We start from the raw sequence: 19,395 nt of genomic DNA on the forward strand, positions 1-19,395 counted from the left end.
GTGCCGCGAGGCCCGCGCCGGGTCTTGCGTCGGGTCCTGGCGCAGAGCCGGGTCGACGGCTTGATCGGGTGGTCATCGTGCCTCCAGCAGGTTTCGCAGCTCGTCCTCGGTCGGCAGGCGGGGGGTGTTGGCGGTGACGGGGTCGGCGAGCGCGGCGGCGGCGATCTCCCCGGTCATGCCGGGCGTGCACCCGAGCGCGGCCGGGGTCGTCGCGACGCCGACCGCCTCGACGAAGTCACGGACGGCCGCCACGGTCGCGCGCCCGTCGGCCCGTCCCAGCCCCAGGTCCAGCGCGACCTCCCCGTACGCCTCCCCGCAGGCGGGCAGGTTGAACTCCAGCACCTCGCCCAGGACGGAGGACAGCGCGAGCCCGTGCGCCGCCCCCGTCCGCGCGGTGATCGCATGGGCAAGGCCGTGGACGAGCCCCAGCCCGGAGATGCTCAGCGCGAGCCCCGCCAGGTGGGCGCCGAGCAGCAGTTGCCCGCGCGCCTCCAGGTCGGAGCCGTCCTTGACGGCCACGGGCAGCCACCGGTGGACGAGGCGGACCGCGTGGTGGGCGTACGCCTCGGAGATCGGGTTGCGGCTGCGGGAGGTGAGCGACTCGATGCCGTGCACGAGCGCGTCCACGCCGGTGGCCGCGGTGACCCGGGCGGGCAGGCCGACGGTCAGCTCGGGGTCGAGGATGGAGACGATCGGCTGGGTGGTGGAGTTGCCCAGGTAGATCTTGCGACCGGCCTCCTCGATCACGCCGAAGCCGTTGGTCTCCGCGCCGGTGCCCGCGGTCGTGGGGATCGCGACGATCGGCAGGCCGGGACGCAGCCCCTCGGCACGGTAGTCGAGGGCGGAGGCGGGCACGCCGGGGTTGGTCGCGCCGAGCGCCACGGCCTTGGCCGCGTCGAGGCTGGAGCCGCCGCCGAGCGCCACGATCAGCTCGGCCCCTCCTGCGGCGGCGATGGCCTTGGCGACGGTGTCCACCGACGGGTTCGGCTCGACCTCGGTGAACGCCCGCGCGTCCGGCAGCACGGCGCGTACCCGGTCGAGGAGGCCCGCGGCGACGATGCCCGGGTCGGTGACCACGAGGACCCGGGCGGAACCGGCCGCCTCGGGGAGCCTGGCCAGGGATCCGGGCCCGAAGTGCAGGGTGCCCGTGGGGTGAGCGTGAACGTCATGCCGCGTCTCCGATGCGCAGGTCGAGTCCGGCCAGTTCCTCGTACAGCCGCATGGGCGTCATCTCGCCCGCGAGGTCGCCGTAGCGGGCCCTGGCCCGCCGGAAGATCTGCTCCACCAGCGCCGACAGCTCCACCGGGACCCCGACATCGCGGCCGAGATCGACGGCCAGGCCGAGGTCCTTGCAGGCCAGCGCCATGGCGAAGGACTCGTCGTAGTCGCCGTCGCGCAGCACGCTGAGCACGTCGCGCTCCAGGAACGTGCTGTTGGCGGGGCTGGCGACCAGGGCGTCGCGCAGGACGCCCAGGTCCACTCCGGCCTTCGCGCCCATGGTGAGCACCTCGGTCGTGGCCACGAGGTGGGCGAACCAGAGGAGGTTGAGCATGAGCTTGACGGTGTATCCGGCGCCGTGCGGGCCGACGTGCAGGATCGTCGACCCCATGGCCTGGAGCACCGGCAGGTGCCGCTCGTGGAGTTCGGGCGGGCCGCCGACGAAGATCTGCAGCGTGCCGTTCCTGGCGCCCTTGGCCATGCCGCTGACCGGCGCGTCCAGCCGGTCCTGGGTGAAGGGCCTGGCGGCCTCCGGCGTGGAGGTGGACATGTCGATCCAGGTCGCGCCGGGCTTGAGCGTCACCCGGCTCAGCACGGCGGTGACCTGCTTGGGGCCGGGGAGCATGGTGATCAGCACGTCGGCGTCCGCGGCGGCCTCGCCTGCCGAGTCCGCCCAGCGCGCCCCCAGGTCGAGGTGCTCGGCGGCGGACTCGCGCTGCAGGTCGTGCACGGTCAGGTGATGTCCGGCTCTGAGGAGGTTGCGGGCCATGGGCCCGCCCATGTGGCCCAGTCCGACGAACGCGATGTTCACGGCGTCGTTCGCGGTGGTGTCCTCGGTGGTGTTCACAGGGCGATCCAGGTGGTCTTGAGAGCTGAGTAGGCGTCCAGGGCGTGCAGGCTCTTGTCGCGGCCGGTGCCGGTGTCCTTGAACCCGCCGAACGGAGTGATGACGTCGCTGGCGTCGAAGGTGTTGACCCAGACGGTGCCCGCGCGCAACTGCCGGGCGACGCGGTGGGCGCGGCCGACGTCGCTGGTCCACACGCTCGCGGCCAGGCCATAGCGGGTGTCGTTGGCCAGTTGTACGGCCTCGGCCTCGGAGGAGCAGGTAATCACGGACAGGACCGGGCCGAAGATCTCCTCCTGGGCGATGCGCATGTCGTTGCGGACGCCGTCGAAGATCGTCGGCTGGACGTAGAGGCCGTCGGCCTGGCCGCCCGCGACCAGGCGGGCGCCTTCGGCCAGCCCGAGGTCGATGTAGCCGAGCACGCGGTCGGCCTGGGCCCGGTCGACGAGGGGGCCCATGGTGGTGGCGGGGTCGAGCGGGTCTCCGACGGTGAAGGTGACCTTCAGGATCGCCTCCACCAGCTCGTCCTTGATCCGCTCGGACACGATCACGCGGGATCCGGCGTTGCAGGTCTGGCCCGCGTTGTAGAAGATGCCCCAGGCGATGGCCGAGGCGGCGGCATCCAGGTCGCCGACGTCGTCCAGGACGACCTGCGGGGACTTGCCGCCGGCCTCGATCGACACGCTCTTGCCGTTCGACTCGGCCGAGTACCTGAGGAAGTGGCGGGCCACCTCCGGCGAGCCGGTGAAGGCGATCTTGTCCACGTCCGGATGGCGGCCCAGGGCGGCCCCGGCGGTCTCGCCGAAGCCGGTGACCACGTTGAACACGCCGTCCGGGAGCCCCGCCTCGGCGGCCAGCCTGGCCATCAGCAGCGCCGACAGCGGCGACTGCTCGGCGGGCTTGAGCACGACGCTGTTGCCCATGGCCAGCGCGGGCGCGATCTTCCACGAGCTGATGATCATCGGGTAGTTCCACGGCACCACCGCGCCCACCACGCCCAGGGGTTCCCTGGTGACCAGGGCGAGCGCGTCCCGTCCCGTGGGGGCGATCTCGTCGTAGGTCTTGTCGACGGCCTCGCCGTACCACTGGAGACAGGTCGCGGCGCCCTCGACGTCCACCCGGCGCGACTCGCCGATGGGCTTGCCGACGTCGAGGGTCTCGAGCTGTGCCAGTTCCTCGCGGTGCTCGCGCAGCAGGTCGGCGAAGCGCAGCAGGACCCGCTTGCGCTCGCGGGGCGGCAGGTCGCGCCAGCGTCCGTCGTCGAAGGCGCGCCGCGCCGCGGCCACCGCCCGGTCGACGTCGGGCGCGTCACCCGCGGCGACGTGGGCCAGCACGGACCCGTCGCGCGGCGTGCGGTCCTCGAACGTCTTCCCGTCGGCCGCCTCGACGAACGCGCCGTCGACGAACATCAGATTCTCCAACGTTCCACTTCTCCCTCGTCCAGCACGGCGCCGATGCCGGGCACCTGCGGCACCTCGACGTAGCCGTCGGCGGTCACGTTCACGGGCTCGGCGAGCATGAAGTCCCGCCGCTCGGGTGTCCAGCCGGGCGGGTCGTACGGGAACTCGAAGTACGGCCCGCCCCCCACCCCCGCCGCGACGTGCAGGTTGGCCAGCACGCCGATGCCGTTGGTCCAACTGTGCGGGGTGAACATGCGGTGCCGCAGTTGGGCGACCTCGGCGATGGTACGCGCGCGCTGCATGCCGACGGCCAGCACCACGTCCATCTGATAGACGTCGAGCGCGTCGTGCTCCAGGTAGGACAGCAGGTCGCTGGTGGAGGGCAGCATCTCCCCCGCCGCGATCCGCATCCCCGTCTCGGCCCGCAGCGTCCGCAGCCCGGCCATGTCCTGGTACGGCAGCGGCTCCTCCACCCAGAAGACGCCCAGGTCGCGCAGCCTCTCCACGACGGAGCGGACGGCGGCGAAGTCGAGGGCGGGCTCGACGTCCCCGGCCATGCGCCACGCCTGGTTGAGGTCCACCATGATCTCGAAGCCGTCGCCGAGCGCCTCCCGCACCCGGCGGACGGTCTGGACGCCCTCCTCGATGCCGTTGCGGTCGATACGGATCTTCATGGCGGAGAACCCGCGCTCCCGGGCGGCCAGCGCCGACTCCACGCGCTGACCGGGAGACTGGAGTTCGCCGCTGGAGGCGTAGGCGCGCAGCCGCTTGTGCACGTTGCCGAAGATGGTGGCCACGGGCAGCCCGGCGACCTTGCCGACGATGTCCCAGAGGGCGACCTCCAGCGGCCAGTAGCGGCCGGCGTGGAAGTTCATCGTCTCGATGGCGCGCACGTGGCGGGTGATGTCGAGCGGGTCGGTGCCGAGGAAGAGATGCTCGAACGCCTCGAAGCCGTCCATCGTGTCGCCCGAGCCGATGCCGGTCACGCCCTCGTCGGTCTCGACGCGCACGATGGTGGCGTCGAAGTGCCGGCGCGGCACGGGGTCCCAGGCCGCGCGGAACGGCGGGTCGAGCCGGAGCCTGAGCCGGTCGAGCCGGATGGCGGTGATCTTCATGCGGTGTAGAAGGGGTTGGCCGGGTTGTGCCGGGCGGCGAGCACCTCGTCCAGGGCGGGCGCGCCGGAGGCTCCGGCGGCCAGGGCCCGGCGGGTGGCGGTCCGGTTGTTGGCGTAGACGGCGTCGGCGTCCTCGGCGTCGGGGTTCACCCACACCGCGGCGATCAGGACGAGTCCCTGGGGGTCGTCGATGACTCCGTCCGCCACCGCGTCGGCCACTCCCGCGGCCACTCCGGCCTGTGCCGGGCCCCAGGTGAGATTGCCGTGCGAGGGTCCGGCGATGGCCGCCTTGTTGACGAACAGGGTCATCGGCTGGACGGGCAGCGACGGCCTCAGCACGGCCACGAACGGCGCGTGCCCCTGGCTCGGCGTGGCCAGCGCGGTGGCCCAGGCAGTGCCCACCGGGCCGGAGCGGGCGCCGAGCACGGTGTTGACGTGCGCGGCCTCCGCCCCCTCTCCGACGAAGCTCTCCCCGATCTGCATCACTTGAGCAGCCCTTCCTTTTCCAGCCAGTCCTTGGCCACGTCGGCCGCGTCCTCGCCGTCGACGTCCACCTGGGCGTTGAGCCCCTGCATGACCTCGGTGGTGAGCTTCTGGCCGAGCGGGGCGAGGATCTGGGCGATCTGCGGATACTTGGTCAACGTCTCCGTCTTGAGCGTGGGGGCGCCCTGGTAGACGGGGAAGAACTTCTTGTCGTCCTGCAGGACGGTCAGGCCGAGCGCCTTGATCCGGCCGTCGGTGGTGAACACCTCGCCGAACGTGCAGGTCTGGCCCTTGTCGGTCTCGGTGTAGATGACGCCGGTGTCCAGGAGCTTGACGTCGTCCTTGGGAACGGTCAGGCCGTAGGCGGACAGCAGGCCCGGCAGGCCGTCGTTGCGGTTGGCGAACTCGCTCTCCACGCAGATCGTCGGCTTGTCGACGCCGGTCAGGTCCGACAGCTTGGTGACGCCGAGCTGGGTGGCCTTCTCGCTGGCCAGGGCGAGCGCGTACGTGTTGTTGAAGCCGGAGGCGGGCAGCCAGGTGACGCCGTTCTTGTCCTTGTCGGCCTTGGCCACGGCGTCGTACTGCTGGGCGGGGTCGGGGATCGGCTTGTCGTTGCCCAGGTAGGTGATCCAGGCGGTGCCGGTGTACTCCCAGTACAACTGGATCTCGCCGGCCTCCAGGGCCTTGCGGGTGTTGGCCGAGCCCTTGATCTCCTTCGCCTCCGCGTCGGCGCCGTGCGCCCTGAGCAGTTCGGCGGTGAGGTTGGCCAGGATGTTCTGTTCGGCGAAGTCCTTGGCGCCCACCACCAGCGTGGCGCCCTCCAGCCCGCCTCCCGTGCCGGAGGCCGGTTCCGGGCCGCCGCCGCAGGCGGTGAGGGTCAGCAGCGTGGCGGCCGCGAGGACGAGTGGTTTGAACATGAGGTGCTCCATCAGATGCCGTGGGGGCGGACGTACTTCTCGGCCAGCCCGGCCAGCCAGTCCAGGCCGAGGGCGATCACGGCGGTCAGCACGCCGCCGGTGACGAGGATGGGGGTGCGTTGCAGCTTGATCCCGGCGACGATGATGTCGCCGAGGCCGCCCGCGTTGATGAACGTGGCGACGGTGGCCAGGCCGACGCAGATGACGATCGTGGTGCGCAGCCCGGCCATCACGATCGGCACCGCCATCGGCAGCTCCAGCCTGCGCAGGATCTGCCCGCGGCTCATGCCCATGCCGCGCCCGGCCTCCAGCAGCGCGGGATCCACCTGCTGGATGCCCACGATGGTGTTGCGCAGCACGGGCAGCGCGGCGCTGAAGACCAGGGTGACTATCGCGATCGTGGTGCCGATGCCGTACAGGATCGACAGCAGCACCATCACGCCGAGCGCCGGGGCGGCCTGGCCCACGTTGGCGATCGCCATGACCACCGGTGTGAACGGGCGGGCGAAGGGCCGGGTGAGCAGCACGCCGAGCGGGATCGAGACCAGCACGACCAGCGTCGTCGCCACCGCGGTCAGCAGCAGGTGCGACAGGGCGGCGTCGCGGATGAAGTCGGCGTTCAGCACGCGCGCCTCCATGCTGTCGAGCTGCCGCGACGACACCCACAGGTAGGTCGCGGCCAGCGCCGCCACCAGCAGCAGGGGCAGGCCGAGCTGTCTCCTAACGGTCATGCCCGCCTCCGAGCAGGGCGCTGATCGCCGCGAAGTCCACGGTCCCGTCGCCGATCCGCACGCGGGAGGTGCCGTGGCGGATCATCAGGTCCAGCGCGTCGCGAGCCGTCGCGTCCGGCGGCACGGCGGGCAGGCCGTCCGCCGAGCCCGGCCCAGTGATCAGCTCTGTGGTCAGCCCTGTGGTCAGCTCTGTGGTCGGCATGGCGGTCAGCTTGGCGACCGGGATGAGCGCCAGCCGCTTGAGCGCCGCCGCGGAGCCGACGAATCCGGCCACGTAGTCGTCGACCGGGTTGGCCAGGATCGCCTCCGGCGTGTCGTACTGCGCGATGCGCGAGCGCTCCCTCAGCACGGCGATCCGGTCGCCCAGCTTGACGGCCTCGTCGAAGTCGTGGGTGACGAAGACGATGGTCTTGCGCAGCTCGGCCTGCAGCCGCAGGAACTCGTTCTGCAGCCGTTCCCTGGTGATCGGGTCGGTCGCGCCGAACGGCTCGTCCATCAGCATCACCGGCGGGTCGGCCGCCAGCGCCCTGGCCACGCCCACCCGCTGCTGCTGGCCTCCGGACAACTGCCGGGGATAGCGGTCGCGGTAGCTCGACGGGTCGAGCCCGACCAGGTCGAGCAGCTCGTCGGAGCGCTTGCGCGAGCGTTCCGCGCTCCAGCCGAGCAGGCCGGGCACGAGCGCGATGTTCTCCGCGATCGTCAGGTGCGGGAACAGCCCGATCTGCTGGATCACGTAGCCGATGTGGCGGCGCAGCTCGTTGGGCTCCCTGGCCAGCACGTCCTCGCCGCCCAGCAGGATCTGCCCGCTGGTCGGCTCGATCAGCCGGTTGATCATCTTCATCGTGGTGGTCTTGCCGCACCCCGACGGGCCGACGAAGACCACCAGTTCGCCCGCCGGGATGTCGAGGCTGACGGAGTCGACGGCGGGCTGCGGCTGGCCGTCGTACTGCTTGGTCACCTGGATGAGCTTGATGTCAGACACGGAGCCCCCTGGGGGTGGTGGCGCGGCGGAGGCCGACGAAGGCCAGGTCGAAGAGGAGCGCCAGCAGCACCACGCCGAGGGTGCCCGCTACCGCCTGGTTGAGCGCGTTGGCGGAGCCGAGCCTGGCCAGCCCGGACAGGATCTCGTTGCCTAGGCCGGGACCCGCCACGTAGGCGGCGATCGTGGCGATCGCGAACAGCATCTGGGTCGAGACCCGGACCCCCGTGATGATCACCGGCCAGGCCAGCGGTAGCTGGATCCTGGCCACCACCTGCCGGTCGGTCAGCCCCATGCCCCTGGCCGACTCCAGGATGGCCGGGTCCACGCTGCGCAGCCCGGCGATGGTGTTGCGGACGATCGGCAGCAGGCTGTAGATGACCAGCGCCACCACCGTCGGCGCCCAGCCCAGCCCCAGCAGCGGGATCAGCAGCGCCAGCAGCGCCAGCGACGGAATGGTCAGCAGGGTCGCCGCCGTGGACACGGCGATCGTCCCGGCGCGGTCGCTGCGCCAGGTCAGCACTCCGACCGCGACACCGATCGCGGTGGCGAGCAGGACGGAAAGCGTCACCACCGCCGCATGCTGAACGGCCAGCTCCAGCAGGTCGTCCCAACGACGTTCCAGATATCTGGAGAAGTCCATATCTCCTCCGTTTCAGGTGACGAAGACGTTAAATGTGTGTAAGCCTAGGGCGCAACACCTGTTGTTCATATGGCACCTGGAGGACGGATGGTCCGGACCAACGCCGCGGGCCTGCGCCGAGACCTCGAACTGCTCGACGTCCTCGCCACGTACGGCGAGACCGGGGGCGGGGTCGGGGTCGTGCGCGTGGCCGAACTGGTCGGGCGGGAGAAGACGCAGGTCTCCAGGGCGCTGGCCTCCCTGGCCGAGGAGGGCCTGGTCGAGCGCGACCCCGACACCCTGGGCTACAGATTAGGGTGGCGGCTGTACGCGCTGGCCGCCCGCACCAGCGAGACCCGGCTCGTCGCCATCGCCGGGCCCTACCTGCGGCGGCTGGTCACGCAGATCCACGAGACCGTCCACCTGTGCGTGCTGCGCGGTGGTGACGTGCTCACCCTGCTCAGCGAGTCGCCCTCGCACGCCTTCCGCGGGGTGGGCTGGGAGGGGATCAGCGTCGCCGTACCGGCCACCTCCGCCGGCCGGGTGCTGATCTCCGACTGGGAGCCGGACGCCGTACGCGACTGGTTCACCCCCGAACGACTGGCCGCGGCGGGCGACCTGCGACTCGGCGGCACGGAGGCGCTGCTGGAGGAGCTGGCCAGGATCAGGATCCGCGGTTACGCGACCGTGGACGAGGAGTTCGAGGTGGGCGTCGTGGGCTGCTCCGCACCCGTACGCGATTTCCGGGGCCGCGTCGTGGCGGCCCTCAACATCGCGGCGCCCAAGGGCCGCCTCGGCGACAAGCTCGACCTCGCGGGCCGCATCACCGCGAAGATCGCCGACGAGCTGACCGCCCGCCTCTCCAGCCCACCCGCCCAACCCACCCAGGAACGCGGACGGTGATCCCCTGAGTGGTCGGGTGAGGGCCGGGCTGAATGACCGGCCCTCACCGGGGCGGCGAGGGCGGGCGGGTCAAAGACGCGGGGCGAAGGGCACGAGCGTCATGGGGTCGAAACCGTTGACGGTGAGGAAGACCAGTGCTGCCAGGAATGCGAGGAACGCGACCAGTTTGACGAGCGTTCGCAGGGCCTCGTTCGGGACCACGATCTGAGTGGCCTCGGTCTTCTTCTCCGGTTGCCCGGAGGGGGTGTCGTGCTGCACGCAGAACTCTCCTTTGAGCTCAGCCCTTATGAGGCGGCCAGTCCCGGGAGAAGAATGGGGCGCGCAACTCGTGTGGCGGTTCACACCCACTGTTGCGTGCCCACGCCCGCACTAAGTACGGTGTAGAGGAAGTTTTGCAGGTACTTAGCGCTGGTTCCTCTCTTGCGGAGTCAGTTTCATGCGGGAACAGGGGTCGCCGCGGCAACGGCGGCCCTTGTTCTTTTTCGCGGGGGTGCGGAGGGAGATCCCTCTTTGCCGTCGCATAACCAAGCGTAATTGGCGCGCCGCCGCTCCGCATCCGCAGGAATCCGAAGATCTCGTCAAGTTTCCACCGGTCCGGAGTCAGAGCTTCGTCAAGCCTTTTACCCGACCTCCGCCGGACCAAGTGAAAATACCGGCTAAATGCGAGCGAAATGCTCGAAATAGTTGCCGCGAATGAGTGCGCCTTTGTCACCGGCGTTCCTGCGCTCCGGCGAAGCACGACCGCGCGCGCCGCGGCCCCTCGGATAGAGCAGGGCCGCGGCCAGCACCAGCCCCGCCGCGGCGTACCAGGCCGTCGAGGTGCCGGAGGCGACGGCCGGCCAGCCGAACAGGACGGCGCCGCCCACGTTGCCCAACTGCTGGATCAGGGAGTCCATGGAGAGCGCGGTGGCGCGCTCGGCCGACGAGACGCGGTTGTGCAGGAGGTCCATCCGATCACCTGTCGCTGCGCTGTCCCGTTCCCCGTTAGACTCTGCGCGCATGCCGTTGAAGATCGTCTTCGTGCTGCTCGTGGTCTACGCCGTCACGGCCGCGCCCCTGTTCCTGCCCGGTGAGCTGCGGGTGGTCGTCCAGCCGGGCACCGAGGACGCGGCCGAGGTGTACTACGAGGCCGTCTCGCCCGTGATGCTGCGGTCGTACGAGGGCATCGAGCCCTTCAACCGGGCGCAGTCGCTCGCGGAGCAGCGGGCCGAGGCGTACCCGGAGGACCTGGCTCCTCCGTACATCGCCCACGGCGCGACGTACCGGCTGGTGGCCCCGTACGTCACGGCGCGGGGGCGCGCGCTGGCCGCTCCGGTGCTCTCGGGTACCTACTGGTCCGAGGGGGAACAGGTCAGGTACGACATCGTGCCGGAGGTACGGCGGGTGGCGAACAGCCAGGCGGCGCTGCGCCGGGCGTTCGACCAGGACGAGCCGCTCGACGAGCCCGGCGCCGTCGCGATGTGGATCGACGCGGAGACCAACCGGGTCGTCGTCAGGACGAACACCTTCGACCAGGACCTGCGCCACAGACTGGCCGAGCGGTACGGCGGGCGCGTGGCGGCGCAGTGGGACCCGTTCGCGCGGCAGGTGGTGCTCGGGTGATCATTGGTGTCCCGCGCGGAAGTTCAGGGGGCCAGGTGTACGGCTTCCATGTCTTCGAGGGCTCATCCTGGCAGGGCGGCGGAGGCGGGAGGCCGCGCCTCCACATTGGACGGACGCGTCTGATCCGCGGGCGTTGCCGGGCCTGGTGAGTTCATGGGGCGGCGGCGCGGATGAACGCCTCGGCGAACGCCCGCGCGACCTCGTCGACCGGTGGAAGCACGTTTCCCAGCGACTCTTGCAGGACCGGGCGCAACAGCATGTGGCCCGCCATCGGCCCGATCATGAGCTGGATGAGCAGCGGCAGCGGGAGTGGCCGTAGCCGCCCGGCCTGGACCTGCGCGGTCAGCAGGCCGCCGAGTCCGGCGAACATCCTGGGCAGGTTGGCCTTCAGCATCCGGGCGGCGGTGCCGTCGGGGCGGGTGAACAGGTCGCCGAAGATGGCCGGCAGCACCCGCGGCTCCCGGGCGAACGCCTCGGCCAGCGCGTGGTAGACGGCATGGACCGTGTCCTCGATCCGGTCCGGCGGGTCGGCGGCCAGCGCTTCGAGGTCGGGCACGGGGACGTACCGGTCGAACATGGTGGCGAGCAGGCCGTCACGGCTGCCGAAGACGGCGTGCAGGCTGGTCGGGGAGCACTGCGCGGCCACCGCGACGGCCTCCATCGTGACCGGGCCGAGCCCGTCGCGGGCGATCAGTACGGCCGCCGCCTCGATGGCGCGTTCCCGGACCGGCGGGCGTCCGCCGGGGTCGACGCCGGCCTGCCGCACGGCCTCGTCCAGCTTGGCCCGTGACCCGCCGAGCCTTCTGAGCAGGGTGCTGCGGGAGATGCCCGCGGCCGCCGCGATCGCGCCCAGGGGCACTTCTGCCACGTCTTTGCCGTGCTGCTCGGCGGCTGCCAGCGCGGCCTCGACGAGGGAGCTGTCCATGAACCCGGATGGTACCGCTTCCAAATTGAACCTCATCTGTGTATCGTCCCCATCAGAGGTTCATCGAGTGATGAATTAACTGACCCCCAAAGAACGGGCGAGCACATGATCGAGGTCATCGGCGCGGGACTCCCGCGCACCGGGACCACGTCGCTGAAGGCGGCGCTGGAACGGCTCGGCTTCGGCCCCTGTCACCACATGCGGGAGATCGGCGCCCATCCAGGGCAAATCGAGCTGTGGCGGCCCGCCATCGACGGGACCGCCGACTGGGACGCCGTGCTGCGGGGCTACCGGGCCGCGGTGGACTGGCCGAGCGCCCACTTCTGGCGCCCGCTCGCGCTCGCGTACCCCACCGCCAAGATCATCCTCACCGTACGCGACCCCCACGCCTGGTACGCCAGCCTCCGCGACACCGTCTTCGCGCTGCTGCGCGACCCCGGCGCGGCGCCCCGCGAACTCCAGCCCGTGGTCACCGGCCTGCGCCCGCTGCTGGCGCGCATGTGGCGCGACACGTTCGGCGTCTCGCTGGACGAGCCGATGCCCGGGGAGAGCCACGCCGTGGAGGTGTTCCTGCGGCACACGGCCGACGTCACCGGCGCCCTGCCCGCCGGCCGGATCCTGACGTACGAGACCGGGCAGGGGTGGGAGCCGTTGTGCGAGTTCCTCGGCGTGCCCGTACCGGATGAGCCCTACCCGCGGCTCAACGACCGGCGGTCCGCCCAGGACCGCCTGCGCGGGGCGGCGGGACGGTGAGTCTCCGCCTCCTGCTCACCCTGCACGGCCTGGTCACGCTCGCGGCGGGCGTGGTGCTCGTCGCCGCGCCCGGCCTGGTGCCCGGCACCGTCGGCGTCGGCGTCCCCGAGGACGCCTACCTCGTGTGCTACCTGCTGGGCGCCGCCGAACTGGCCGTGTCGTTCCTGTCGTTCGCGGCCAGGAACCTGCGGCACTCCGAGGGGACGCGCCTGGTCGCCTGGACGTTGATCGTCTTCCACGGCTGCACGGCGGCCGTCGAGGTGTACGCGTTCGCCCGCGGCCTGCCCGCCGGGATCTGGGCGAACGTGGCCCTGCGCCTGGCGGTCATCGCCCTGTTCACCCACTACGGCCTGCGCGGGAAGGCGTTGTCATGACCATCGAGAACACCGGCGTGCTGGTGTGCGGCGGCGGCCCGGCCGGCATGATGCTGGGCCTGCTGCTGGCCCGCGCGGGGATCAAGGTCACCGTGCTGGAGAAGCACGCCGACTTCCTGCGCGACTTCCGTGGCGACACCGTGCACCCCGCCACCGTCCGCCTCATGGACGAACTCGGCCTCGGCGACGGCTTCCGCGCTCTGCCGCAAAGCCGCCTGGGCAACCTGTCGCTGCCCGCCCCCGACGGGAGCCTGGTGACGCTGGGCGACTTCGAGGCACTGCCCGAGCCGTACAACTACATCGCGATGGTGCCGCAGTGGGACCTGCTGTCCTTCCTCGCCGGGGCGGCCGGGCAGGAGCCCGGGTTCTCCCTGCGCATGGACACCGAAGCGACCGCGCTGGTCAGAGACGGCGAGAAGATCACCGGGGTACGGTACCGCACGGTGGACGGCCGTACCGGGGAGATCCGCGCCGAGCTGACCGTGGGCTGCGACGGCAGGCACTCCACCCTGCGCCGGGACGCGGGGCTGACGCCCAAGGAGTTCCGCGTGCCGTTCGACGTCTGGTGGTTCCGCCTGCCCCGCTCGGCGGGAGACCAGGACGTGCCCGCCGGGGTGACGCCGGTCGCGCGGGGCCCCGAGGCGATGATCTCCCTGGCCCGCGACGGCTTCTACCAGGTGGCCTACTTCACCGCCAAGGGCTCCGACGCCCGGCTGCGCGCCGAGGGGATCGACCGCTTCCGCGAACGCGTCGCCCGCCTGCGCCCCGACTTCGCCCACCAGGTGCGCCACCTGGCGAGCATGGACGACGTCCACGTGCTGGACGTCCGGCTCAACCGGCTCGACCGCTGGTACCTCGACGGGCTGCTGCTCATCGGTGACGCCGCGCACGCCATGTCACCCGCCGGCGGAGTGGGCATCAACCTCGCCATCCAGGACGCCGTGGCCGCCGCCACCATCCTCGCCGAACCCCTGCGGCGGCACGCCGTCACCGTCGCCGACCTGGCGGCCGTGCAACGGCGCAGGCGCCGCCCGACCGTCGTCGTCCAGACCGGGCAGCGAATCCTCCAGCGCGTCATGTTCGAGAAGCAGTTCGCGGGCAAGCGCTCGGGGCCGCCTCCCGCCCTCCTCTTCCTCACCCGGACCTTCCCCCGGCTCCGGATGCTCCCCGCCCGTTTCGTAGGCTTCGGCCCCCGCCCCGAACACGCCCCGGCCTTCGCCCGCAGACCCTCCTAGCGGCTCCCAGAAGCGATCCAGTCTGGACCGGAGGTCAGCGTGAGGGGGCTTTCTGCAGAGCAGCAAGAAGCTGGTCGAGCTTGCCATCGACTTCGTCGAAGCGTGCGTCGATCAGGCCCTGCAGACGTCCCTCAACCTGGTCCAGGTGCTCCTTTGTCGCCGGCGAAGCGTTGCCGGCCATGATTTCCCCGAAGACAGGCTCGGTGTATTCGAGAATCTCCTGCCGGATGTCCGCCACGTCGACACCGAGCGCGAAGGCAGCCGCCTCAAGTCGCTGGACGCGGTCGACAAGGTGAACGCGATGTTGGGGAACGGTCATGTGGCCATGGTAGCCACGATCTCCGTGGCCGGCAGGCTCTTTCCGGACCGCAGCCGGAGTAGCGCGTCGGCTCCCCGGTCGTGGCGCCTGGTTCGCGGTCGGGCGGCCTGGGCAGGTGGTTGCCGGTCCGCCCGGTGGCACGCGCAGCATAGCGGCCGGGCACGTCGTCCAGAGGGAAGCGCGGCATGAAGCAGACCCACACGACCCCGGAGACGTTCGTCGGCGTCGGTTACACGAGGGACCGGGCCGGGCTGCCGCTCGAAGCGGTACGCGTGCCCGTCCCGCGGCCGGCGGCCGACCAGGTGCTGGTCCGCGTCGCGGCCTCGTCGCTGAACCCGCTGGAGTACAAGCTGGCCGACCTCAACTTCATGGGGCGGACGCCTCCCGTCGTTCTCGGTCTCGACCTCTCCGGTGTGGTGGTCGCCGCGGGCCCGGACGTCGATCGCGTGGCAGCGGGAGACGCGGTGGCCGCCATGGCCGACCTGAACGGCGACGGGGGCTGGGTCGCGGCGGACGGCGGTGAGGGCGGGTACGCCGTGGCACGCCAGTTCCTCACCGTCCGCAAGCCGCCGTCGCTGAGCTTCCGTGACGCCGGGGTGCTCCCCATGGCCTTCCTGTCCGCCTTCGCGGGTCTCTACGGAGCCGTCCGCGCAGGCGACACGGTCTACATCCCGGGTGGCGGGGGCGGCGTCGGGCATCTGGCCGTGCAGATGGCGGCGCGGGTGCTGGCGGCCGGGACGGTCATCAGCAGCGGCAGCAGGCCGGAGTCGATCGCGCTCGCCCGGCGGTGCGGCGCCCACCACGTCTTCGACTACAGGCGCGACGACCTCGCCGCCGAGATCGCGAAGCTGACGGGCGGCCGGGGCGTAGACCTCGTCTTCGACGCCACCTACAGCGAGCGGAGCTTCGTCGAGACCGCGAGGACCGTACGGCGGGGCGGCCGTTGGACCGTGCTCGGCGTCGGCCCCGGCAGGACGACCCGCCTGGCGGAGACGCACAGCCCGGTGGCCGCCGTCCTGGCCGAGCGCGGAGCCACGTACGTCAACGTCAACCTGCTGCGGTACTTCTCCGAACCCGCCACGCTGGACGGCGAGGCGCGCGGCTTCCTGCGGCGCGGGAGGGACCTGGCGATGGAATGGGCGGCCGGCGGGCTCGTGGTCCCGCACGTCGGCCGGACCATCGGCAGCACCGTCGAGGCGATCAGCGAAGGGCTGGAGTCGCTGAAGGCGGGCGGGGCGGCACCGGGAAAGGTGGCGGTGATCGTGGACCGCGACCTGGCCGGGGAGGGCTGACCCCGTTCAGGCGGCGACCACCGCGCACCAGGGGTGGACGGTGTGCTCGGTACGCAGCGCCTCGTCCAGCCAGCGCCGTTGCGCCGGGCTCAGCAGCGGCAGCACCACCTCGAGGTCCGCCTCGTCCTTCGGCCGGGTGCCCGTGGCCTTGTAGAGCAGTTGCACCTCAGGGGCGAGCCGGCGCAAGCCGTCCTCCTCGACGGTCAGCCCGGCCAGCGGGCGGCGGATCCTGGCGTCGCGCCGGTAGACCCACTCGTCGCCGTCGGCCTCGTCCAGCATGAGCTGGAACCGCCACGGTCCGCCGGGGTGCTCGCGTACCCAGATGTCGTGCACGTCGCCGGGCAGGTCCTCGTCCAGCGGCCACGGCGTCAGGGTCCCGGCCACGGCCAGGTGAACGTCCCAGCCGGCCAGCAGCCGCCGCACCGCGAGGCGGTCGCGGCGCAGCAGCCCGACGTCAACGTCCCCGTGCTCCCGGTACGCGCGCCCCACGGCCAGCTCGATCGCGTACCCGCCAGCCACCCACCACGGGGCCGTCAGCCCGCGCATCAGCGCGACCACGTCACCGAGCGGCGCGGCGTCCCAGGGACCCCAAGGTGTCTCGATCCTCGCCATCCGGACATCATGCCCACCATCCCGCCCAGGCGGACGGCAGATCTTGCGAACACCCCGCCCGCCGTGGTCTCGTGATCGGGAAACGCCGCCCAGGTGAAACGGACGAGACATGCCCCCTCACGTACCGATGAGCCGCAGAGGACTGCTGAAACTCGGCGTCGCCGCCACCGCCGCGCTCGGAGCCACCGCCGGGCCCGCGTCCGCCGCCCGCGTCGAAGGACGGTTCCAGCTCACCGCCCCGTCGACCTCGCTGATCTGGAAGAAACCCCTGTACGACGAGACCGTCCTGCAGTCGTTCGCCTTCGACAACCAGAACGGCCACATCTACACGATCCAGGTCAGGAACGGCGCCGGATCGGACGCCGCGGGAAACCTGTGCCTGACCAAGCTGAGCCTGACCGGCACGGTGCTCGGCCACATGTACCTCACGGGTTTCGGCCACGGCGTGCAGATCGGGGTCGAGCCGTCGGGCACGTCCGCGTACCTGTGGACGGAGACCGACGGCGTGAGCGACGGGCAGACCTCCCGGGGTTCCCGGCTCGCCCGGTTCAGGTTCGTCAACGGCCAGACGCTCACCACGTCGTCGTCCGCGCTCACCAAGTACGCACCGGTCGCCGGGGCGCAGAACACCACGTGCGCGATCGACCCCTCCACCGAGCGGCTGATCACGCGTTACACGGACGGCAGCTCGTTCCGCTACGCGGTGTTCCCGCTGGCCTCGCTCAAGTCCGGCTCTCCCGAGAGGCTGCACGACATCGCCCAGCCGTCGGGCCTGGGCACCTTCCAGGGGTACGCGGCCTACGGCGACTACGTCTACCTGCTGACCGGCAACGCCTACTCCGACACCAACCCCGCGCCGGGCAACACCTACATCACCTGCCTCGACCTGCGCACGGGCGCGCAGGTGCAGCGAGCCCAGAGTGTGGCGGGCAAGTCGCTGGACTTCCGCGAGCCCGAGGGCATGGGCATCCAGATCGTCTCGGGCGCGCCGCGCCTGTGCCTCGGCCTGGCCTCCGGCGTGGCGGGGGCCCGCCTGGCGAGCATCTTCTACAAGACCGAGATCGTCTGAACCCGGCGCGAGCGGCCGAGGTGTGCTCTCTACGTCGACGGCTGACCGTCGTCGAGCGCGCGCATGCCCCGCTGATCCTCGCACTGCTTCGTGTACAGCTCCGTCCCGAGCAGGCTGAGGCCCCAGAGGGCCACGACCCACACCCACCAGGGATGAACCTGGTCGAAGCCCTGGTCCATGGCGAGCACCAGCCAGAAGCCGAGGTTCGCGAGCACGATGAGGGCCCCGGCCCGGTACACGTTCGCCCTGGTCGTTCCCGAAGGAGCCGGGCGTCGGGCGGGCCGGGGCCGGGGCCGGGCCGCCTCGGTCGCGGGCAGGTCGGCGACCAGCTCGTTCAGCTCGCCGAACGTACCGGCCGCACCGGCCCGGCTCAGCCGGTCGTCGAACTCGGCCAGGTCCAGCCGCCCCTCCTCGAACGCCGTGCGCAGACCGTCGATGACCACCTCGCGATCGCGGTCGCCGACGCGCATCCGCTCAGGAGGTAATGATGAGCCCACTCTGATCACCCCGCTCTTGGCCGGAATCCGTAAGGGTGCCCCTTTCATCCTGCCCGATGAACTCGGCACGCGGGTAGCGATCCGGCGGCCCCTCGTCCCGTGCCCGACGGGACGCTAACGGGCGGGTGGGATGGGGTGGTTGGTGTGAAGCAGGGCGTGCGGGTCGTGCCGGGCCTTGATCCGGGTGAGGCGGTCGTAGTCGGCGGGCGCGAACGCGGAGCGGATCTCGCCCTCGGTGAGCGGGCCGAAGGAGAAGTTGAGTGAGCGGCCGACCGCGTTCCCGGCGAACGGCGCGAGTGCGTCGCGGTGGGTCTCGCGCACCACTTCCAGCTCGCCCGCTCGCACCGGTGACAGGACCGACACCGAATAGGCGGCGTCCCGGTGGCCGACGGCGTTGGCGGTGCCGGGCTCACGTGCGAGCGCGCCGCCCAGGTGCCGCAGCCCGACCACGGTCATGACGGGCGCGGACGGGCCGCCGGCCTTCGTCAGCTCGGCCAGGGCCTGCGGGGTGAGGTCGTTCACCAGGAGGTTGCGCGACCGGTAGGCGTGGGGCTCGCCGGGCTCGTCGAACACCGCGCCGGAGTCGGTGAAGGGCAGCTCGCGCAGCGTGTCGAGCAGGACGGGCCCGATGGGGCGCAACGGTTCCACCAGGCGGCGTCCCTCCTCGGGCGGGCCGACGTAGGAGACCTGGATCTGGGCGATGTGGCGTCCGCGCAGGGGTTCGGGGAGGAACGGCAGGTCCGGGTACGGCAGGGCGGTCACCGCCGAGGTCAGCTCCTCGGGCACGGTGGCGGTCCAGCGGCGCCAGGCGTCCAGCAGGTCGGGGGCCTGTTCGAGGTCGAAGGACAGGCTGCCGCCGTAGAGGCGGGCGACCGGGAAGAGGTCGATCTCCATGCCGGTGACCACGCCGAAGTTGCCGCCGCCGCCGCGCAGCGCCCAGAACAGGTCGGGGTCGGAGCCCGCGGTGACCTCGTGGCGGCGCGCGTCGGGGGTGACCAGGTCGAGGCGGCGTACGTGGTCGGCGGCGAAGCCGTACCGCCGGGCCAGCAGGCCCACGCCGCCGCCCAGCGTGTAGGAGACCGCGCCCACGCCGGGGAAGCTGCCCGACAGCGGCGCCAGACCGTACGGCGCCACCGCCTCGATCACCTGCCGCCAGGTCGCCCCCGCCGCCACCCAGGCGGTACGGGCCCGCGGGTCGACGCGTACGCCGGACATGCGGCGCGTGTCGATCAGCACGCCCTCGACGGGGGCGGCGAGGCCGTGGCCACCGGCCTGCACCGCCAGCCGGGAGCGGGTCCCCGCGGCGAACTCGACCGCGGCCAGCACGTCCTGGGGGCCGGTCGCGGCCACGATCACCGAGGGCCGGTGGGGGTCGAGGAGCTGGAAGCCGGCCCGGTGCTCGTCGTATCCCTCGTCGCCGGGCGCGTACACGGGACCGTGCGCGCGGGCGGCGAGTTGCTTCGTCACGTCGTTCATGCGGCCCACGCTAGGAGCCCTTGAGGACAC

At 71.6% G+C, this 19,395-nt stretch carries 23 protein-coding genes; 7 read left to right on the forward strand and 16 right to left on the reverse strand.

Annotation, left to right across the window (positions count from 1 at the left end; all coding sequences use genetic code 11):
* Positions 1-72: 72 nt before the first annotated feature.
* Genes ACZ6S0_RS41735 through ACZ6S0_RS41775 form a run of 9 tightly spaced genes read right to left on the reverse strand, consistent with a single transcriptional unit; the run spans position 73 to position 8,329 of the window.
* Entirely contained in the window at positions 73-1,140 is a 1,068-nt protein-coding gene (locus tag ACZ6S0_RS41735; RefSeq protein ID WP_465924931.1) for an iron-containing alcohol dehydrogenase family protein, read from the reverse strand.
* Between the two features lie 25 nt (positions 1,141-1,165).
* Positions 1,166-2,065, reverse strand: coding sequence for an NAD(P)-dependent oxidoreductase (locus ACZ6S0_RS41740; protein WP_465924863.1), 900 nt, complete (start codon positions 2,063-2,065; stop codon positions 1,166-1,168).
* Positions 2,062-3,483 carry an aldehyde dehydrogenase gene (locus ACZ6S0_RS41745; RefSeq protein WP_465924864.1) on the reverse strand — a complete coding sequence of 474 codons (1,422 nt, stop codon included), beginning with the start codon at positions 3,481-3,483 and terminating at the stop codon, positions 2,062-2,064. Before ACZ6S0_RS41745 ends, ACZ6S0_RS41740 begins: the two co-directional genes overlap by 4 nt.
* The gene (locus tag ACZ6S0_RS41750; RefSeq protein WP_465924865.1) at positions 3,471-4,577 is read right to left on the reverse strand and encodes a mandelate racemase/muconate lactonizing enzyme family protein; all 1,107 of its coding nucleotides are present in this window, start codon (positions 4,575-4,577) and stop codon (positions 3,471-3,473) included. The genes ACZ6S0_RS41745 and ACZ6S0_RS41750 overlap by 13 nt, the downstream gene beginning before the upstream one ends.
* Positions 4,574-5,059 (reverse strand): formaldehyde-activating enzyme, encoded by a 486-nt coding sequence (fae, locus tag ACZ6S0_RS41755; protein ID WP_344882887.1) that lies wholly within the window; start codon positions 5,057-5,059, stop codon positions 4,574-4,576. Before fae ends, ACZ6S0_RS41750 begins: the two co-directional genes overlap by 4 nt.
* Entirely contained in the window at positions 5,059-5,976 is a 918-nt protein-coding gene (locus tag ACZ6S0_RS41760) for a glycine betaine ABC transporter substrate-binding protein (RefSeq protein ID WP_465924866.1), read from the reverse strand. The genes fae and ACZ6S0_RS41760 overlap by 1 nt, the downstream gene beginning before the upstream one ends.
* 11 nt (positions 5,977-5,987) lie before the next feature.
* Positions 5,988-6,707, reverse strand: coding sequence for an ABC transporter permease (locus ACZ6S0_RS41765; protein WP_465924867.1), 720 nt, complete (start codon positions 6,705-6,707; stop codon positions 5,988-5,990).
* Complete coding sequence (locus ACZ6S0_RS41770) at positions 6,697-7,689, reverse strand: ABC transporter ATP-binding protein (RefSeq protein WP_465924868.1); 993 nt, start codon at positions 7,687-7,689, stop codon at positions 6,697-6,699. Before ACZ6S0_RS41770 ends, ACZ6S0_RS41765 begins: the two co-directional genes overlap by 11 nt.
* Positions 7,682-8,329 (reverse strand): ABC transporter permease, encoded by a 648-nt coding sequence (locus tag ACZ6S0_RS41775; RefSeq protein ID WP_465924869.1) that lies wholly within the window; start codon positions 8,327-8,329, stop codon positions 7,682-7,684. The genes ACZ6S0_RS41770 and ACZ6S0_RS41775 overlap by 8 nt, the downstream gene beginning before the upstream one ends.
* 87 nt (positions 8,330-8,416) lie before the next feature.
* Between ACZ6S0_RS41775 and ACZ6S0_RS41780 the strand changes: the two genes are divergently transcribed.
* Complete coding sequence (locus ACZ6S0_RS41780) at positions 8,417-9,211, forward strand: IclR family transcriptional regulator (RefSeq protein ID WP_465924870.1); 795 nt, start codon at positions 8,417-8,419, stop codon at positions 9,209-9,211.
* Positions 9,212-9,280: 69 nt separating this feature from the next.
* Here the strand turns inward: ACZ6S0_RS41780 and ACZ6S0_RS41785 are convergent, their stop codons facing one another.
* Together ACZ6S0_RS41785 and ACZ6S0_RS41790 are read right to left on the reverse strand one after the other, a co-directional pair.
* On the reverse strand, positions 9,281-9,469 hold the full coding sequence (locus ACZ6S0_RS41785; RefSeq protein WP_465924871.1) for a hypothetical protein: 189 nt from the start codon (positions 9,467-9,469) through the stop codon (positions 9,281-9,283).
* Between the two features lie 398 nt (positions 9,470-9,867).
* Positions 9,868-10,161: a hypothetical protein gene (locus ACZ6S0_RS41790; protein WP_465924872.1), complete on the reverse strand. Its 294-nt coding sequence runs from the start codon at positions 10,159-10,161 to the stop codon at positions 9,868-9,870.
* Positions 10,162-10,210: 49 nt separating this feature from the next.
* Between ACZ6S0_RS41790 and ACZ6S0_RS41795 the strand changes: the two genes are divergently transcribed.
* On the forward strand, positions 10,211-10,813 hold the full coding sequence (locus ACZ6S0_RS41795) for a hypothetical protein (protein WP_465924873.1): 603 nt from the start codon (positions 10,211-10,213) through the stop codon (positions 10,811-10,813).
* Positions 10,814-10,964: 151 nt separating this feature from the next.
* Here ACZ6S0_RS41795 and ACZ6S0_RS41800 read toward each other — a convergent pair whose 3' ends face one another.
* A complete protein-coding gene (locus ACZ6S0_RS41800) occupies positions 10,965-11,738 on the reverse strand; it encodes a TetR/AcrR family transcriptional regulator (protein WP_465924874.1) in 774 nt (257 codons plus the stop codon).
* Positions 11,739-11,843: 105 nt separating this feature from the next.
* On the opposite strand from ACZ6S0_RS41800, the gene ACZ6S0_RS41805 reads away from it, so the two are divergent.
* Genes ACZ6S0_RS41805 through ACZ6S0_RS41815 form a run of 3 tightly spaced genes read left to right on the forward strand, consistent with a single transcriptional unit; the run spans position 11,844 to position 14,100 of the window.
* Complete coding sequence (locus ACZ6S0_RS41805; RefSeq protein WP_465924875.1) at positions 11,844-12,491, forward strand: sulfotransferase family protein; 648 nt, start codon at positions 11,844-11,846, stop codon at positions 12,489-12,491.
* Positions 12,488-12,865, forward strand: a complete 378-nt coding sequence (locus tag ACZ6S0_RS41810) for a hypothetical protein (protein ID WP_465924876.1) — start codon at positions 12,488-12,490, stop codon at positions 12,863-12,865. The genes ACZ6S0_RS41805 and ACZ6S0_RS41810 overlap by 4 nt, the downstream gene beginning before the upstream one ends.
* A complete protein-coding gene (locus ACZ6S0_RS41815) occupies positions 12,862-14,100 on the forward strand; it encodes an FAD-dependent oxidoreductase (protein ID WP_465924877.1) in 1,239 nt (412 codons plus the stop codon). Before ACZ6S0_RS41810 ends, ACZ6S0_RS41815 begins: the two co-directional genes overlap by 4 nt.
* Before the next feature lie 34 nt (positions 14,101-14,134).
* On the opposite strand, the gene ACZ6S0_RS41820 is transcribed toward ACZ6S0_RS41815, so the two are convergent.
* On the reverse strand, positions 14,135-14,419 hold the full coding sequence (locus ACZ6S0_RS41820; protein ID WP_465924878.1) for a hypothetical protein: 285 nt from the start codon (positions 14,417-14,419) through the stop codon (positions 14,135-14,137).
* A gap of 185 nt (positions 14,420-14,604) precedes the next feature.
* Between ACZ6S0_RS41820 and ACZ6S0_RS41825 the strand changes: the two genes are divergently transcribed.
* Positions 14,605-15,711 (forward strand): quinone oxidoreductase family protein, encoded by a 1,107-nt coding sequence (locus ACZ6S0_RS41825; protein ID WP_465924879.1) that lies wholly within the window; start codon positions 14,605-14,607, stop codon positions 15,709-15,711.
* A gap of 6 nt (positions 15,712-15,717) precedes the next feature.
* Here ACZ6S0_RS41825 and ACZ6S0_RS41830 read toward each other — a convergent pair whose 3' ends face one another.
* Positions 15,718-16,323 carry a nucleotidyltransferase domain-containing protein gene (locus ACZ6S0_RS41830; RefSeq protein WP_465924880.1) on the reverse strand — a complete coding sequence of 202 codons (606 nt, stop codon included), beginning with the start codon at positions 16,321-16,323 and terminating at the stop codon, positions 15,718-15,720.
* A gap of 127 nt (positions 16,324-16,450) precedes the next feature.
* Here ACZ6S0_RS41830 and ACZ6S0_RS41835 point away from each other — a divergent pair, with 127 nt between their 5' ends.
* The gene (locus ACZ6S0_RS41835) at positions 16,451-17,392 is read left to right on the forward strand and encodes a phage baseplate protein (RefSeq protein ID WP_465924881.1); all 942 of its coding nucleotides are present in this window, start codon (positions 16,451-16,453) and stop codon (positions 17,390-17,392) included.
* A 29-nt stretch (positions 17,393-17,421) separates the two neighbouring features.
* On the opposite strand, the gene ACZ6S0_RS41840 is transcribed toward ACZ6S0_RS41835, so the two are convergent.
* Positions 17,422-17,862, reverse strand: coding sequence for a DUF1707 SHOCT-like domain-containing protein (locus ACZ6S0_RS41840; protein WP_465924882.1), 441 nt, complete (start codon positions 17,860-17,862; stop codon positions 17,422-17,424).
* Positions 17,863-18,003: 141 nt separating this feature from the next.
* Positions 18,004-19,365, reverse strand: coding sequence for an FAD-binding oxidoreductase (locus ACZ6S0_RS41845; RefSeq protein ID WP_465924883.1), 1,362 nt, complete (start codon positions 19,363-19,365; stop codon positions 18,004-18,006).
* Positions 19,366-19,395: the final 30 nt, after the last annotated feature.

The sequence above is a fragment of the Nonomuraea sp. NPDC051298 genome, assembly GCF_055586305.1.

What these genes read in the sequence shown, in the direction of transcription:
- ACZ6S0_RS41830 (WP_465924880.1), bottom strand. Translation starts at nt 16,323, where the DNA reads ATGGCGAGGATCGAGACACCTTGGGGTCCCTGGGACGCCGCGCCGCTC.
- ACZ6S0_RS41795 (WP_465924873.1), top strand. Translation starts at nt 10,211, where the DNA reads ATGCCGTTGAAGATCGTCTTCGTGCTGCTCGTGGTCTACGCCGTCACG.
- ACZ6S0_RS41835 (WP_465924881.1), top strand. Translation starts at nt 16,451, where the DNA reads ATGAGCCGCAGAGGACTGCTGAAACTCGGCGTCGCCGCCACCGCCGCG.
- fae (WP_344882887.1), bottom strand. Translation starts at nt 5,059, where the DNA reads ATGCAGATCGGGGAGAGCTTCGTCGGAGAGGGGGCGGAGGCCGCGCAC.
- ACZ6S0_RS41765 (WP_465924867.1), bottom strand. Translation starts at nt 6,707, where the DNA reads ATGACCGTTAGGAGACAGCTCGGCCTGCCCCTGCTGCTGGTGGCGGCG.
- ACZ6S0_RS41805 (WP_465924875.1), top strand. Translation starts at nt 11,844, where the DNA reads ATGATCGAGGTCATCGGCGCGGGACTCCCGCGCACCGGGACCACGTCG.
- ACZ6S0_RS41820 (WP_465924878.1), bottom strand. Translation starts at nt 14,419, where the DNA reads ATGACCGTTCCCCAACATCGCGTTCACCTTGTCGACCGCGTCCAGCGA.
- ACZ6S0_RS41800 (WP_465924874.1), bottom strand. Translation starts at nt 11,738, where the DNA reads ATGGACAGCTCCCTCGTCGAGGCCGCGCTGGCAGCCGCCGAGCAGCAC.
- ACZ6S0_RS41845 (WP_465924883.1), bottom strand. Translation starts at nt 19,365, where the DNA reads ATGAACGACGTGACGAAGCAACTCGCCGCCCGCGCGCACGGTCCCGTG.
- ACZ6S0_RS41825 (WP_465924879.1), top strand. Translation starts at nt 14,605, where the DNA reads ATGAAGCAGACCCACACGACCCCGGAGACGTTCGTCGGCGTCGGTTAC.
- ACZ6S0_RS41775 (WP_465924869.1), bottom strand. Translation starts at nt 8,329, where the DNA reads ATGGACTTCTCCAGATATCTGGAACGTCGTTGGGACGACCTGCTGGAG.
- ACZ6S0_RS41840 (WP_465924882.1), bottom strand. Translation starts at nt 17,862, where the DNA reads ATGCGCGTCGGCGACCGCGATCGCGAGGTGGTCATCGACGGTCTGCGC.
- ACZ6S0_RS41790 (WP_465924872.1), bottom strand. Translation starts at nt 10,161, where the DNA reads ATGGACCTCCTGCACAACCGCGTCTCGTCGGCCGAGCGCGCCACCGCG.
- ACZ6S0_RS41815 (WP_465924877.1), top strand. Translation starts at nt 12,862, where the DNA reads ATGACCATCGAGAACACCGGCGTGCTGGTGTGCGGCGGCGGCCCGGCC.
- ACZ6S0_RS41760 (WP_465924866.1), bottom strand. Translation starts at nt 5,976, where the DNA reads ATGTTCAAACCACTCGTCCTCGCGGCCGCCACGCTGCTGACCCTCACC.
- ACZ6S0_RS41780 (WP_465924870.1), top strand. Translation starts at nt 8,417, where the DNA reads ATGGTCCGGACCAACGCCGCGGGCCTGCGCCGAGACCTCGAACTGCTC.
- ACZ6S0_RS41750 (WP_465924865.1), bottom strand. Translation starts at nt 4,577, where the DNA reads ATGAAGATCACCGCCATCCGGCTCGACCGGCTCAGGCTCCGGCTCGAC.